At 49.2% G+C, this 13984-nt stretch carries 16 protein-coding genes; 3 read left to right on the forward strand and 13 right to left on the reverse strand.

The genetic code is table 11. The features are described from left to right. The first annotated feature begins 326 nt into the window (after window positions 1-326). Window positions 327-539 carry a hypothetical protein gene (locus DESRU_RS14150; protein WP_013842759.1) on the forward strand — a complete coding sequence of 71 codons (213 nt, stop codon included), beginning with the start codon at window positions 327-329 and terminating at the stop codon, window positions 537-539. Between the two features lie 89 nt (window positions 540-628). Here the strand turns inward: DESRU_RS14150 and DESRU_RS14155 are convergent, their stop codons facing one another. The 3 genes from DESRU_RS14155 to DESRU_RS14165 form a co-directional block, all read right to left on the reverse strand. Next, a complete protein-coding gene (locus tag DESRU_RS14155) occupies window positions 629-1384 on the reverse strand; it encodes a TIGR03915 family putative DNA repair protein (RefSeq protein WP_013842760.1) in 756 nt (251 codons plus the stop codon). 1 nt (window position 1385) lies between these two features. Next, window positions 1386-2678: a putative DNA modification/repair radical SAM protein gene (locus tag DESRU_RS14160; RefSeq protein WP_013842761.1), complete on the reverse strand. Its 1293-nt coding sequence runs from the start codon at window positions 2676-2678 to the stop codon at window positions 1386-1388. Between the two features lie 330 nt (window positions 2679-3008). After that, window positions 3009-4127, reverse strand: a complete 1119-nt coding sequence (locus tag DESRU_RS14165; protein WP_013842762.1) for an oxidoreductase — start codon at window positions 4125-4127, stop codon at window positions 3009-3011. A gap of 189 nt (window positions 4128-4316) precedes the next feature. Between DESRU_RS14165 and DESRU_RS14170 the strand changes: the two genes are divergently transcribed. After that, window positions 4317-4673: a winged helix-turn-helix transcriptional regulator gene (locus tag DESRU_RS14170; RefSeq protein WP_013842763.1), complete on the forward strand. Its 357-nt coding sequence runs from the start codon at window positions 4317-4319 to the stop codon at window positions 4671-4673. Between the two features lie 24 nt (window positions 4674-4697). Here DESRU_RS14170 and asnS read toward each other — a convergent pair whose 3' ends face one another. The 3 genes from asnS to DESRU_RS14185 form a co-directional block, all read right to left on the reverse strand. Next, on the reverse strand, window positions 4698-5990 hold the full coding sequence (asnS, locus tag DESRU_RS14175; protein WP_013842764.1) for an asparagine--tRNA ligase: 1293 nt from the start codon (window positions 5988-5990) through the stop codon (window positions 4698-4700). A gap of 115 nt (window positions 5991-6105) precedes the next feature. Next, window positions 6106-6882, reverse strand: coding sequence for an acyl-CoA dehydratase activase (locus DESRU_RS14180; RefSeq protein WP_013842765.1), 777 nt, complete (start codon window positions 6880-6882; stop codon window positions 6106-6108). Window positions 6883-6887: 5 nt separating this feature from the next. Next, window positions 6888-8042, reverse strand: coding sequence for a double-cubane-cluster-containing anaerobic reductase (locus DESRU_RS14185; RefSeq protein WP_013842766.1), 1155 nt, complete (start codon window positions 8040-8042; stop codon window positions 6888-6890). Between the two features lie 226 nt (window positions 8043-8268). On the opposite strand from DESRU_RS14185, the gene DESRU_RS14190 reads away from it, so the two are divergent. Continuing rightward, window positions 8269-8463 carry a hypothetical protein gene (locus DESRU_RS14190; RefSeq protein ID WP_013842767.1) on the forward strand — a complete coding sequence of 65 codons (195 nt, stop codon included), beginning with the start codon at window positions 8269-8271 and terminating at the stop codon, window positions 8461-8463. 54 nt (window positions 8464-8517) lie between these two features. On the opposite strand, the gene DESRU_RS14195 is transcribed toward DESRU_RS14190, so the two are convergent. From DESRU_RS14195 to DESRU_RS14220, 7 genes are all read right to left on the reverse strand, one after another. After that, window positions 8518-9621 (reverse strand): DUF362 domain-containing protein, encoded by a 1104-nt coding sequence (locus DESRU_RS14195; protein ID WP_013842768.1) that lies wholly within the window; start codon window positions 9619-9621, stop codon window positions 8518-8520. Window positions 9622-9635: 14 nt separating this feature from the next. After that, window positions 9636-9785 carry a hypothetical protein gene (locus DESRU_RS20945; RefSeq protein ID WP_013842769.1) on the reverse strand — a complete coding sequence of 50 codons (150 nt, stop codon included), beginning with the start codon at window positions 9783-9785 and terminating at the stop codon, window positions 9636-9638. Between the two features lie 11 nt (window positions 9786-9796). Further along, window positions 9797-10078: a DUF503 domain-containing protein gene (locus tag DESRU_RS14200; protein WP_013842770.1), complete on the reverse strand. Its 282-nt coding sequence runs from the start codon at window positions 10076-10078 to the stop codon at window positions 9797-9799. A 64-nt stretch (window positions 10079-10142) separates the two neighbouring features. Continuing rightward, complete coding sequence (locus DESRU_RS14205; protein WP_013842771.1) at window positions 10143-10985, reverse strand: zinc metalloprotease HtpX; 843 nt, start codon at window positions 10983-10985, stop codon at window positions 10143-10145. 307 nt (window positions 10986-11292) lie between these two features. Next, on the reverse strand, window positions 11293-11715 hold the full coding sequence (locus DESRU_RS14210; RefSeq protein WP_013842772.1) for a PaaI family thioesterase: 423 nt from the start codon (window positions 11713-11715) through the stop codon (window positions 11293-11295). A gap of 74 nt (window positions 11716-11789) precedes the next feature. Further along, window positions 11790-13028, reverse strand: a complete 1239-nt coding sequence (locus DESRU_RS14215; RefSeq protein WP_013842773.1) for an MFS transporter — start codon at window positions 13026-13028, stop codon at window positions 11790-11792. Window positions 13029-13127: 99 nt separating this feature from the next. Continuing rightward, window positions 13128-13964 (reverse strand): DegV family protein, encoded by an 837-nt coding sequence (locus DESRU_RS14220; RefSeq protein ID WP_013842774.1) that lies wholly within the window; start codon window positions 13962-13964, stop codon window positions 13128-13130. Window positions 13965-13984 lie beyond the last annotated feature (20 nt).

A 13984-nucleotide genomic window follows, 5' to 3' on the forward strand; every position in this document is an offset into this window, starting at 1 on the left:
GGCTTGCTTTGCTGTGTTCACTTTACTTTGCTGATACTTTTAACTGATTATTTCAGACTTATCACTCCCTCGCAAGTTTATTGTTGGTATATCAATAACATTAATAAATAATTTTTAGAAGAGGCTTTTTAGTATTTTTAGATTAAATAAAGTTAAAAGTTTTGTTCATGGTTCTCCCATACTTAAAATCAAAAATTACTTTTTTTACCAGAAAAATGTATATTTTATTAACTTTATACCAAAACTCATTTCAACATCCTAGAAAGGCAGGAATTCATCTGGTTATGGCGAAGAAATAATAAAGTAACCCAAAGGGGGATGATTACATGGAAAATCAAAAAACATGCTCTGGCTACAGGGTTAATCAGCGAAATGACGGCTCCCTTATTGGCATTGAGGTAATTTGTTGCGGGAAACACCTCGGCGAAGTAAGGTATAAAGACGGCGAAGTAATATCCTGCCCGGTATGCAGGGTTAAACATAAAGTTAAAATTCACCACAATCATTTTCATTTGGAGCGGGATGAAGCAAAAGAATAAAAATCATAATAATAAAAGGTCTGCACTTAGTGCGGACCTTTTCTGTCTTTGAGCCTAATAGAGGTCTCCGTAGGCAAAACCTTATTGGTTTATGCTTTCTTGTTTTCCGGACCTTTCTCAATCAGGTGCCGCCAGTAACGCACCGGCATGTACTGACGCTGCAGCCGGGGATTAATCCGGCCTGAAATGGCCACGCTGGAAAAATATTGACACCACAAGTCTTGAAAGAAGCCTTCATTTTCTTCAAGAAGTACTTCCTTGGGAGGATCCAGGGGCGTTACCAGCCATTCTTGCCGGTTATACAGGGCGGCCAGTTTTCTCTTCCAATCGTGAATGATCCAGTTTTGATCAGACAGGCGTTTAGTGAAATGAGGGGCCATCAGGGCGACAATGTTATAATCCGGTTCAAAGGAGGCATAATAAAGCCCCCCTTTTAATTCCTTAAATCGAAGCAGGCCTAACATGCGGTGCCTCTCGCCGGCAACCTTTTGAACCAGCCTCTGGATCTCCATAACCCGCTGGTCGGACAAGTGCCCGTCAATCTCTCCTCCTTTTTGCCAGCCCAGGCGGAGGTAATGATAAATAAGGGTCCCCACTCCCTGGGTTTCGGAAAGAAAAGCATAGAAAACATTGTTTAAAGCATTGGTTGAGATCTTTTCTGCAATGGCCTTATAGACTTTCTGAAACTTAACCGGATCGGTCTCGATAAAAAAAGGCTGACAAAACAAGCTGGGTTCAAATTCCTGCTGATGAAGGATCTGATCGGGTTTTTGCTTTTGATAATAGGCTTGGTAAATGGCGGTTAGAAGTCCTTCAAAGCTTCCGTCATAAAGATAAACAATCAATTTATAACTCTCCTGTTATATTTGAAGCATCGGCAACAGCTCCCGGCAATGGGTCCGAAAACAGGGAGAGCTGCTGACATTGGGCATCCGCTTTCGGTTTGGCAATCAGCCGGGTTTTAATGGTATCTTCCCTAAAGGGAACCTCTCCATAATATTTTCCCTTGCAGGTAATAAAATAGCGGGCTCTTTTCATGACCACCCCGATCTTCTTCAGGTCTTCAAAATCAAGGGAATGAAATCTCCGGGCGGAAATAATTTTCCAGGCGGACTTTACCCCTACGCCCGGAATGCGCAGAATCACCGCATGGTCGGCCCGGTTGATTTCCACGGGAAATAAATGCAGGTTGCGGAGAGCCCAGTCCGACTTCGGGTCCAATTGCAGCTCAAAATTGGGATGGCTTTCATTCAGCAGTTCATCGGCTCCGAAACCATAAAAACGCAAGAGCCAATCCGCCTGGTAAAGCCGGTGCTCCCGGTGCAGGGGCGGTCCGCTAAGGCTTGGCAGATGGGGATTGCTATTGACCGGAACATAGGCCGAATAGTACACCCGCTTTAAATGATAACTCCGGTATAAGCTTTCCGAAAGTTTAATAATGCGCAGGTCCGGATCCGGGGTGGCCCCTACGATGAGTTGGGTGCTCTGCCCGGCGGGAACAAAGGATGGAACCTTTTTGCTGCGCTTCCTTTCTTCCCGGGTCTCTAAAATTTGCGAGCCGATCAGGCCCATGGGTTTGATAATGGCTTCCTTTTTCTTCTGAGGCGCCAGCAGCTTTAACCCTTCACTGGATGGGAGTTCAATATTCACACTCATGCGATCTACCAGGGCGCCGGCCTGGGCAATTAAACGGTAATCGGCGCCGGGAATAGCCTTGAGGTGGATATATCCGTTGAATCTGTATTCCAGCCTTAATTTCTTCACGGTTTGCAGCAGAAGCTCCATGGTGTGGTTGGGGTTCCGGTGGATGGCTGAGCTTAAGAACAGGCCTTCAATGTAATTCCTGCGGTAGAAACCAACGGTCAGGTCCACCACTTCCTCCGGGGAAAAAGCCGCCCTGGGAACATCGTTGCTGACCCGGTTTACACAGTAAGCGCAGTCGTAAATGCAGTAATTACTCAAAAGAATTTTCAGCAAAGAAATACACCGTCCGTCATCGGACCAGCTATGACAGATACCGCTCTGGGCCACACTGCCCAGTTCCCCTCGGCTGCTCTTCCGGGTACTGCCGCTGGAGGAACAGGATACATCATATTTAGCTGCCGCCGATAGAATATTTAATTTTTCCCTTAATTCCACCGGTTACCCCTCCAGCAAACATATGTTCTAAAACTAGTTATTCAACTTATTTTTGGAATTTCCTTTTTATTTTATTATTTTTACGAAAAAATTTAAGCTAAAGTCTTCAGAACTTATAGCTGTTAATCCCCATAAAAATAAAAGAGAATAGAACACGGGTTTTACGAATTTCCACGGATTCGCACGGATTTTTTAAATCTTATAATTTAAAATCCGCGCAAATCCATATTATCCGTTCAACCTTGTTCTATTCCTATTACCGCCTGTTCGTTGTGTTATCTGCCTGTTCTGGCCCGCTTTTTAAAGCGCCACTCCCTTAAACTTACGCTTTTATTTTTTTGCTTTTAGTTCTGGGTTTACCGCACAGATCAAACCACCCTGGGCAATGCCCTTAAAACAGGTATTACAGTAAAGGCATTGATCCGGGGTACTGCCGTCCTTCACTTTATTGGGCCAGTTGGGGTCCACAATAAGGCTGCGTCCCAAGGCCACCAGATCGCAGTCCTTTTCCGCCAGTGCCTTTTCAGCCACCTCCGGGTTGTCTAATTTGCCTACGGCAATGACCGGAATATGAACGGCTTTCTTTACCTGACGAGCGTAACGCAGAAAGGGTCCGTGGGGGTCATTCCTGCCCGGAGCGGAGGTGGCCGGTATGGCTGCCACTCCCACCAGGGCAGGCACTTCTACCTCCAGTGCCGAAACATGCAGCAGGTCCGCCCCGGCAGCTTCAAAAATCCGGGCCAATTCTATTGCATCGCTGTCGGCCAAACCCTGCTCCCCATACTCTTTGCCATTTAAGCGCACGCCAATTAGAATTTTGTTTCCCACTTGCTCCCGGATGCCGGTGATGATATCCACCATAATCTTGGCCCGGTTCCGGTTGGAACCGCCGTATTCATCGGTACACCGGTTCATGATGGGTGACAGAAAAGAACTCAATAGGTAGCCGTGGGCTCCATGCAGTTCAATCCCGTCAAATCCGGCCTGCTGTGCCCGCAAAGCAGCGGCCACAAAATCCTTCACCACCCGGTCAATCCCTTCCCGGGTCAGTTCCTCCACCGGCTCATCCTGGAAGAATGGAATTCCCGAGGGGGATACCGGCCTTTCACCTAAAAAGGAAGCTCTTCCCCGGGGGCCTGAGTGGGCTAATTGAATAAAGGCAGCCGCCCCGTTAGTTTTAAAAATTCCGGTAATCTCCTTTAAGAAAGTAACAGACTCCTCCGTATAAATTTCCATGGATTGAGAGGTCAATTTGCCTCTGGGGTTTACCACCCCCGGTTCCATAATCACGGTACCTACGCCCCCTGCCGCCCGCTGCCGGTAATAATCTACCAATTTAGGGGTCACTTCGCCTTTTGGGGTGGCAAAGCTGGTGGTGGTTGGTGGAAAGACCATTCTGTTTTTTAGTTCTTTACCGCCTAACTGAAAAGGACTAAAAAGAAGGTTCAATTTTTTCACTCCCGTCTTTTTTCTTGAGGAACCATGCGTGATGCCCAGGCATTTCCCCGGTGCAAAACTTATTAATCTGTGCTATTATAATATTCAGTATATAGGAATCTGTAAAGTATGTACTTTTTTGTTTTATACATACCTTTTAGAAACTAAGTATGATTTTTTAAATTAATGGAGGTTGGCACAATGATTCAATTTCAAAACAAAGAGTATCGCTGTTCCATGGAAGTGACCCTTGAACTGATCGGGGGCAAATGGAAGGCGCTGATTCTGTGGCATTTAGATAATAACCGGATCATGCGGTATAGTGAACTAAAACGCCTACACCCCAAACTGACACAAAAGATGCTGACGCAGCAACTGCGGGAGTTGGAAAGGGACGGGCTCATTAACCGCAAGGTCTATGCCCAGGTTCCCCCCAAGGTGGAATATTCCCTTACCCCCTGGGGCGAAAAATTAAAGCCGGTGTTAAGCGCCATGTGTCAATGGGGAAATCAATATCTGAAAGGTCAGGGCTTGCATAAAGAACCGCCCCAGGAGTAATCCTCCCGGAGCGGTTTTTCTTTTCTAAGGATATACCCGGTACAACATCCGCGGATAAGGAATGGTTTCCCGGACATGGTCCAGTTTACAAATCCAGGCCACGGTCCGTTCCAAACCTAAGCCAAAACCCGAGTGAGGCACACTGCCGTAGCGCCGCAAATCAAGGTACCACTCAAAGGCTTCCTTGGGCAGCTTGTGCTCCTCTAAGCGCTGCTCCAGCAGTTTCAAATCATCCAGGCGCTGGCCGCCGCCAATCATTTCTCCATAACCCTCCGGCGCAATCAAATCTGCTCCCAGTACCACCCTGGGGTCCTCCGGGTCGGGTTTCATATAGAAAGCTTTAATCTCCGTGGGGAAACGGTGAATGAAAACCGGTGCGTCAAAGCTTTCCGAGATGATGGTTTCATGAGGGGCGCCAAAGTCATCGCCCCAGGTAAATTCTTCTCCTTTACCTTTAAGCAGTTCCACCGCTTCAGTATAACTTAAACGAGGGAAGGGCAGCTTGACCGCTTCCAGCTTGCTGATATCCCGGCCCAGAAACTCCAGATCCTTGCGCCGGCGTTCCAGCACCCGCCGGACAATGAAATAAACCATTTCTTCCTGAAGTTTCATATTGTCTTCGTGGTCAAAAAAAGCGGCTTCAGCCTCAATCATCCAAAATTCCATCAAGTGCCGGCGAGTTTTGGACTTCTCCGCCCGGAAAGTGGGGCCAAAGCAATACATGCGGCCCACCGCCAGGGCCGAAGCCTCGTTATAAAGCTGGCCGCTCTGGGACAGGTAGGCTTTCTCCCCGTGATAATCCAGTTCAAATAAAGTGGTGGTTCCTTCACAGGCTGCCGGTGTAATGATGGGGCTATCCACCAGAGTAAAATCATGCTCGTGGAAAAAATCCCGGGCAGCTTGTTCAATCTCGGCCCGGATGCGCAAAATGGCCGTTTGCCTGGGGGTCCGCATCCACAGGTGGCGCCGGTCCATCAGAAAATCCACGCCATGTTCTTTGTGCGTAATGGGGTATTCCTCCGCCAGGTGAATGATCTCCAGTCCGGTAATGGTTAACTCGTATCCTCCCACGGAGCGGGGCTCCTCCCGGACAATTCCCTTTACCGTTAATGAGGATTCTTGCGTTATTCCTTTGGCCTTTTCAAAAAGTTCAGGCCCTTCATTCTTGGCCAGAACCCCCTGAACCAGACCGGTTCCGTCCCTTAAAATCAGAAATTGAATTTTACCCGAAGATCGCTTGTTGTAAAGCCAGCCCTGAAGGGTTACTTCCTCTCCCACATGTTTTCCCAGGTGCCTAATCAAAGTACCTTGCAACAATTTCTTCACCTCAAGTCCAAGAATCACATCTCCATCTATATTATCATTCCTAAGTATCCAAATCTATACAAATATTGTAATTAAAAAGTCACCTTCAGAAGGTGACTTTTTAGAATCACTGCTTATGCCCAGCCAGTTCCCGAGCGTAAAGGGCGGCTCCCAGGGCCCCGGCCACCTGGCTGATCTCCGGCACCACCACGGTGCAGCCGGCTTCCAGGGACAGTTGATCTTTGATGTCCTTATTTTTAGCTACGCCGCCGGTAAAAATCACCTGCTCCGCCGGTCCAAAGCGGCTGGCCATCCCCCAAACCCGTCTGGCCACCGACCGGTGAATCCCGGCAATAATATCCCGCTTATCCGCCCCCTTGGCCAGGAGGCTGATCACTTCCGATTCGGCAAAAACCGTACACATGCTGTTAATATCCAGGGGCGTTCTTCCCGAGGCCAGTTCCCCCAGTTCACTGACGTCCACCCCCAGGGCGGCGGCCATAACCTGCAGGAACCGCCCGGTTCCCGCCGCACACTTGTCATTCATGGCAAAATCCAGCACCTTGCCCCGATGGTTCATCAAAATCGCCTTGCTGTCTTGACCGCCGATGTCGATGACCAACCCGCCCCGGCCCAGCAAATGGTGGGCGCCCCGGGCGTGGCAGTGAATCTCTGTAACCGCCTTGTCGATAAAGCCCAGGGCGATGCGGCCATAACCGGTTCCGACTTTGCAGTTCACTTCTTCCTCCGGGCAACCCTCTCTCTCCAGCAGTTCCTGATAGGTGCTAAGCCCGGCTTCCCTGGGGCTCCAGCCGGTGGGGCGCACCAAATACCTGATTTCATCCTCCATCAGCAGAACCACTTTGGTGGAAACCGAGCCCACATCAATACCAGCGGTAATCAATGCCATCACTCCTGAATTAATTCCAGGAAGGCCTGAACCCGGACCCTGATTTGCTCTACGTCGGACTCCGAGTAATCGGTCTCCAGATGCAGATAAGGCAGGTTCAGCTTACCCTGTACATAATCCCGGATAAAAAAGGCCTCCACATTATAGGTATGGCAGGCTTGCCAGGTTAAATCCACAACCCCGTCCACCTGATACTCACTGGCCAACCGACCGATTAAATCCAACCGGCCTTCATTGGGGGCCATACAGGAACAGGGAATATTGAGGTACTTTTCGGCCAGGGCCACCATCACATCCTTGCTTTCGTCCTCATCCACCAGCCGGTCCAGCGCTTTGTAGCCGGAACAATTTTCAAAGGCCACCACCGAAGCGCCGCATTCCTCCAGTAATTTAACCACCTTCTCAGAGCCAAAGCCAACGGGACAGCCGGTCAGCAAAATTCTAGGCGCATCCGCTGCAAAGGGGCTGCTGCCCCGGGAGGTTAATTCCTCAATTTCTGCAATGAGCTCCTCAACCAGTTTAATCCCGTCTTCCTTGTTAATATTAAAGCCTTTGGTCCAAACCGATACCAGCAGGTCCACGCCGGTAATGGGGGCGGGCTTGACCTGGGTCACCCGATGCAGACGGCGCAGGGCGTTCCGTTCACGGTTCATCAGTTTAATGGATTCACGAATTTTTTCTTCGGTGATCTCTACCCCGAATTTTTCCTCCAGCCAGTTCTTTAACCGATGCATTTCCCGGGTCCAGGCTTCCAGGGCGTCTTCAGCCTGTACACTCTGGGGCAGATTCATGGTATGCATGGGTTTAATCTTGCTCATCAATTCGTACATCTTTTTCTTGCCGTCACAGGTGGTCTCCGCCACCAGCAAATCTGCGGCTTCAAAATAGGGACATTTGCCGGTAACGGCAAAACCGTAGCTGGACTTGATCAACGGACATAGGTTTCTGGGCAGATCCCGTTCAGCCGCCGCCACCGGTTCCTGGCGGGTGCCGCACAAGGTCACGGAGTGAGCTCCCGCAGCTAAAATCAACTCCTGGGGAGAATAAGTACAGTAGCAGCCAACCACCTTCTCTCCTTTTTGCTTGGCATCCTGTACAGTAAGAACATTTAGGTTGCGCAGATCATCAAACACTTTCATGGTTTCCGGACGCATGCTTCATTCCTCCAGGTTAATAAATTTGTCTAAAATACTTTATTTTCACGCCAACTATTAAATACCTTTATATAAATCATTACAATATTTCATAACGCAAAAACAATCTATAACTTTTGGTTTGATGTATTTAAATTTCCTTATAAAATTAGAGCCCTACGGGAAATTTACGTTACTCCACGCACCCTTCCTCTATGGTATAATTTTCCCAAAGGAGGGTGGTAAAATGTTTGATATCATTTGCTACCGTTTAAAGGGTCATCTTAACTATCAGTGCCAGATTGTGCCCTCGGGCCAATCCATCCAGGATGTCGTGGAGGCCTGGCAAAACATTACCGATACGCACCGGGTAACCGGCTTCACCACCGAGGCCAAGGCCCGGGAATATGTTGTTGAAAAATATGAAGTGGAACCTAAATAATATAAAATAATAAGGGCAGCCCTCTCATTGAAGGCTGCCCTTTTGGATCAACGGTTAGATTTTTATCAGTTCGTATTTCCGGCTTCCCAGTCCGATGCTCTCAGCGTACTCCAAGCCCTTGCGCCAATCCACATGGGGCCAGAGGGCGCGGAATTTATCCGAGCCGTGGGGTTGTCCCTCCAGTCTGGATCCCGGCAAACCATGTTCCTGATTGATTAAATCAACACAGGCCTGATCCAGGGCCACCGGGTCCAGAGAGGCCATAATACCGATATCCCGGACCACCGGGGCGTCGTTCCAGCCGCAGCAGTCGCATTCCGGTGAAATATTGTTGACAAAAGTGATAAATCCGGCCTTGCCGGGAAAATGTTTCAGCACCCCCAGGGTATATTCGGCGATCTTTTCCTGAATAATATCAGGTTCCGTTTTAAAGTTTACCGCAATGGCGCCGAAGGGACAGCTAACCGTACATTCGCCACAGCCAATACAGTGTTCTTCCGAGATGAAGGATTTTTTATTTTCTCCGGCGGAAATGGCCCCGCCGGGACACCATTTATGGCATTTACTGCAGCCGGTACACTGTTCGGTATTAATGGTGGGGCGGACGTCCGAGTGCATCATTTGTTTGCCGCTGCGGGAACCCAAACCCATGCCGATGTTCTTCAGAGCGCCGCCATACCCGGTCAACTCATGACCCTTTAAATGGCTGATGGCAATAAAGGCATCCGCGTGCAGAACGCCGGAGCCAATCTTCACTTCTTTAAAATGCTTCAAGTTCACTTCCACATTGGTGTATTCCTTGCCTGTCAGTCCATCGGCAATGATCAGCGGGGCGTTGACTACCGAGTAACCCCAGCCATTTTCAATGGCTGTCTGCAGGTGATCCACCGCATTGGCCCGGCTGCCCACATACAGGGTGTTGGCGTCCGTTAAAAAAGGATTGCCGCCCTGGTTTTTTACCCGATCCACAATTCGCCGCACAAACTGCGGACGAATATAGGCGGTATTGCCTCTCTCCCCAAAGTGCACTTTAATGGCCACCAGATCCTTGGGCGCCACAACCTCTTTGATCCCCGACCTTTCAAACAAAACCTGCAGCTTGTTCAGCAGGTTTTGTTTTACACTGGCCCTGGTATCGGCAAAATAAACCTTAGACATTCCTTCCTACCTCCCTAATCTTCACCCTCGCCAAAAAACACAATGTTGTTTAATTTAAACCACCCCAGGGTGTCCAAGGTGTCCGACAACAGATTAAATAAGACCTGCTGCTGCTTTAAGGGCAATTGCTCAATTTCCTTTACCAGCTCTTCAATCCGGGTCATGGGCTTCCTCCTTATAAAATTTCCGTCGAATATTGAATCAATTCCGCTCCACCGTTGGATTCAATGGACCTTATGACGGTATCCATCATCTGGTGCACATGGTTTGTTTCATTGCTTACCACCGCCACCCCCAGGGTTGCCCGCTGCCAGAGGTCTTGATGGTCTACTTCCGCAATGGAGACGTTAAACCGGCTTCTTATTCGATCAATAATACTTTTGAGAACCCTTCTTTTGTCTTTGAGGGTATTGGCCTCCCCAATGAAAAGTTCTACCGTCATTAAGCCCACAATCACGTTGCCCATCTCCTCTTTGCATGAAATGAAAACATGGGCTCCCCTGGGGGTGCCCATGTTTTGATTAAAATCTCAACTGGCGCAACCGCTGAACCCGTTCTTGAATCGGCGGGTGAGTGCTGAACAATCTCCCGACGGATCGAGCCGACAACGGATTGGTGATAAACATGTGAGACGCCGCAGGGTTTACCTGCATGGGAATCTGTTGGGCGGCACGTTCTAGTTTCAGCAGAGCATTGGCCAAACCGTCCGGGCTTCCGGCAATTCTGGCGCCCAATTCATCGGCTCCATATTCCCTGGAACGGGAAATGGACAATTGTACGATGGTAGCGGCAATGGGGGCGATGATAGCCAGTACCAGAGCGCCAATCCCGCCGCCTTCTTCATTGTCTCCTCCTCTCATACCGCCAAAGATGGCTCCCCACTGAATCATGTTGGCAATCCAGGTAATGGCCCCGGCAAAAGCTGCGGCGATGGTACTGACCAGAATATCCCGGTTGGCAATGTGAGCCAGTTCGTGGGCCAGCACGCCTTCCAGTTCATCCCGGTTGCACAGGTGCAGCAGCCCTTCCGTAACAGCCACTGCGGAATGCTGGGGATTACGTCCGGTGGCAAAGGCATTGGGCTGCTGGGATGGGGTAATATACACCTTAGGCATCGGCAGTCTGGCCCGTTTGGCCAGATTGCGGATAATGGCATAGAGCTCAGGGGCCTCCTGCTCGGAAACCGGCTGGGAACGAGTCATAGCGATGGCCATTTTATCACTATAAAAATAGCTGAATAGATTCATGGCCAAAGAAATGAACAGAAAAATGGTTGCTCCCCGGGGACCGCCGTAGGCGCCGCCCAGAACAATCAGAATCACACTTAAAATACCCATTAAAGTAATGGCCTTAAGATTGTTCATGCCGATTCATTCCCTCCTTTTTAATGTGCTTTATTTAGAAATTTGTATTCTAAATACATTTTAATAATCCTGCCTTAATTTTTCATTAAAATATTCTTAATCTTTAGTATGACCTTTCACCTCCTAAATATCGTTTTAGTCGGCAAAAATTAAAGACCTTTAACACAAGACTCTAAGCCAGAGCATTGTGTTAAAGGTCTTACCGTTGGAATATCCCATAACGATGCCAGGTGTAGTGTACAACACCGTGCTGTTGACCTCGTTAAGCCGGCTACTCCCCTTTAACTAATTAAAATATATCGAAAGTTTATAATTTTGTCAATGGGCGCGGGTTGGAGAGGCGATAGACCTGGCCTTGGGCGGTTGCTACAAGCTCGTTCTGTTCGTTCCGGATCTCCATCCGATAGAGACCGGTTTTCCGGGTGGTATTTTCCTCCAGGGCTACTGCGGTTAAAACCTCCCCCTCCACAGAGGCCTTTAAAAAAGAAATATATACATTTAGTGAAAGGGCGGGCACCCCCGTTGAATTGCTGGCCGCGGCAAAAACCACATCGGCCAGACTGAAAAGGGAGCCTCCATGGGTTACGCCCAAACCGTTCAGCAGTTCTTTTTTTACCCGCATAACCCCCCGGGCATACCCCGGCCTTACTTCCACCAAGTTGATGCCCAGGTAATTGGCCAGTTCATCCTTTTCCTGAAAATGATTCATGAAATCTTTCATTTGATCCATTTTAAAGATTCCTCTCCGTCATTAAGCATCCTAAGAATAGCTTTCTCCATAAAAAGCTTAAAATCCTCTTATTTCTAAATGGCTTTTGCCTTGCGGGAACGCCAGCCTTTGGCCAGTACCATGGTCGCCAGCAGGGCCAGCAGCCCGCCGCAGGTAAAAGCGGCTGACGGACCAAACCACCGTGCCACCGCCCCGGCGAACATTCCTCCCAGGGAGGACAAGCCGATAAAGGACAGCGAATAAACGCCCATCACCCTTCCCCGCAGACAATCCGGAACCTGCATCTGAATCAGGCTGTTGACCGAGGCGGAGAGACTGACCATACTCCAGCCGGAACCTACCAGGAGCAGCGCCGACGGCCAATACAACTGCATCTGCCCCAGCAGCAGTTGAAAAACAATGATTCCGGCAGCCCCTCCCCAGAGAAATTTAACCTGGTGCTTTCTGCGGCCAAAAACAATTAAACATAAAGCTCCGGCCAGAGAACCCAATCCCAGGGAAGAAACCAGCAGGCCAAATCCATCCGGCCCCTGATGCAGCACATTTTTAGCAAAAACCGGTATCAAGACGCCAAAATTTAAGGCGGAAATACTCAGGGAGGCCAGCAAAGCCATGGGGATCCGCACCTCCGGCGTACTCCAGATGTAAACCAGGCCGTCCTTGATTTGTCCGAGCATATCTTTCCTTTCCGCCGCCGGACTCCCGGGAACCCCTTTCATGGCCAGCAGGCCAAGAATAACAAACAGGAAGCTGACGGCATTCAACAGGAAACAGGTGGTGGCGCTGAGATAAGCCAGTACAATTCCCCCCAGGGCCGGTCCCACCACCCGGGCCGTATTAAACATCGTGGAATTAAGGGCAATGGCATTGGTCAAATCCTCCCGGCCCACCATTTGTACCAAAAAGGACTGCCGGGCAGGAATATCCAAAGCTTGAAATAATCCCATCAGAGCGCTCAGCAAAACAATATGCCAGTACTGGAGCAGCCCGGTAAAACTTAATGCGGTTAAAATAACGGCCAGCAGCATAAACATCATCTGTGTAATAATAATCAAGGGTCTTCTGGGCACCCGGTCGGCAATGACCCCTGCAAACAAAGAAAAGGCCAGATTCGGTACAAACTGAACAAAAGTGACCAGCCCTAGGAGAAAAGCGGAATTGGTTAATTCCAGAACCACCCAGGATAAAGCCATATTCTGCATCCAAAAGCCGATTAAGGAAATCATTTGACCGCAATAAAATAACCGAAAATTTCGGTGTCTTAAGGCCGCCCAGAAAGGCGCCCGGATCATTCCCTGGATAAAATCCGTCACCTGGAAAACCACCCTTTACGAAAGAATACCCGCTTCGCCATGATATAAAATCCTAGAGCGGAAAAACAAACAGCCTTGTTTAAAGGCTGTTTCCTGCATTTATATTGTATAGTAAACGATTCCGCAGGCTCCTATTCCCACATGGTTGCCGATGACCGGGCCAATGTCTCCCAGGTAAGTCTGCCGGCAGTGAAGCCGGTTGCTGATCTTCTGGTAAAGAGCCTCCCGTCCGGCAGGGTCCCCGCCGGACAAAACCGTGCATACAATTTCAGCGCCCCCGGTGTCCTGCTCCACAATCTGAACCAGGCGCTCAATTCCCTTTTGTTTACCCCTTACCTTCTCATAAGGGTGAACCGTTCCATCTTTGACACCCAATAGGGGCTTTATATTCAGCAGAGTGCCAAGAAAAGCCTGAGCCTTGCCAATTCTGCCCCCGCGCTCCAGATGGTCCAAGGAGTCAACCAAAAAGAAAAACCTCATTTTGGCAATTAAATGATGTAAAAGCCCCTTAATTTCACCCTTGGTTTTTCCTTCAGCCGCAGCCCTGGCGGCAGCCATGACCATCATGCCGATTCCCCAGGTAGCCGATCGGGTGTCGATTACTTCAACATCGCCCTCAACCATATTTTGGGCCAGACAGGCCGACTGATACGTCCCGCTCATCTGGCTGGATAAGGTTAAACAAAGCACCTGAGAACCGTTGGAGGTTAACTTCTGAAAAACCTCCGCAAACTCGCCGGGGGCAGGCTGAGACGTTGTAGACATCTCGCCCCGGGCGATTCTGGCGTAAAACTCTTCGATATTCATATCAATGCTATCCCGAAAAATTTCCTGGCCAAATACCACTTTTAAGGGAACCTTGGTAATTCCATATTGTTGGTATATTTCCTCCGGCAAATCGGCCGTACTGTCTGTTACAATCCGTATTGGCGGCATTTCCTCACCTGCTTTGCAAG

It is taken from the genome of Desulforamulus ruminis DSM 2154, from assembly GCF_000215085.1.
Lineage (GTDB): Bacteria > Bacillota > Desulfotomaculia > Desulfotomaculales > Desulfotomaculaceae > Desulfotomaculum > Desulfotomaculum ruminis.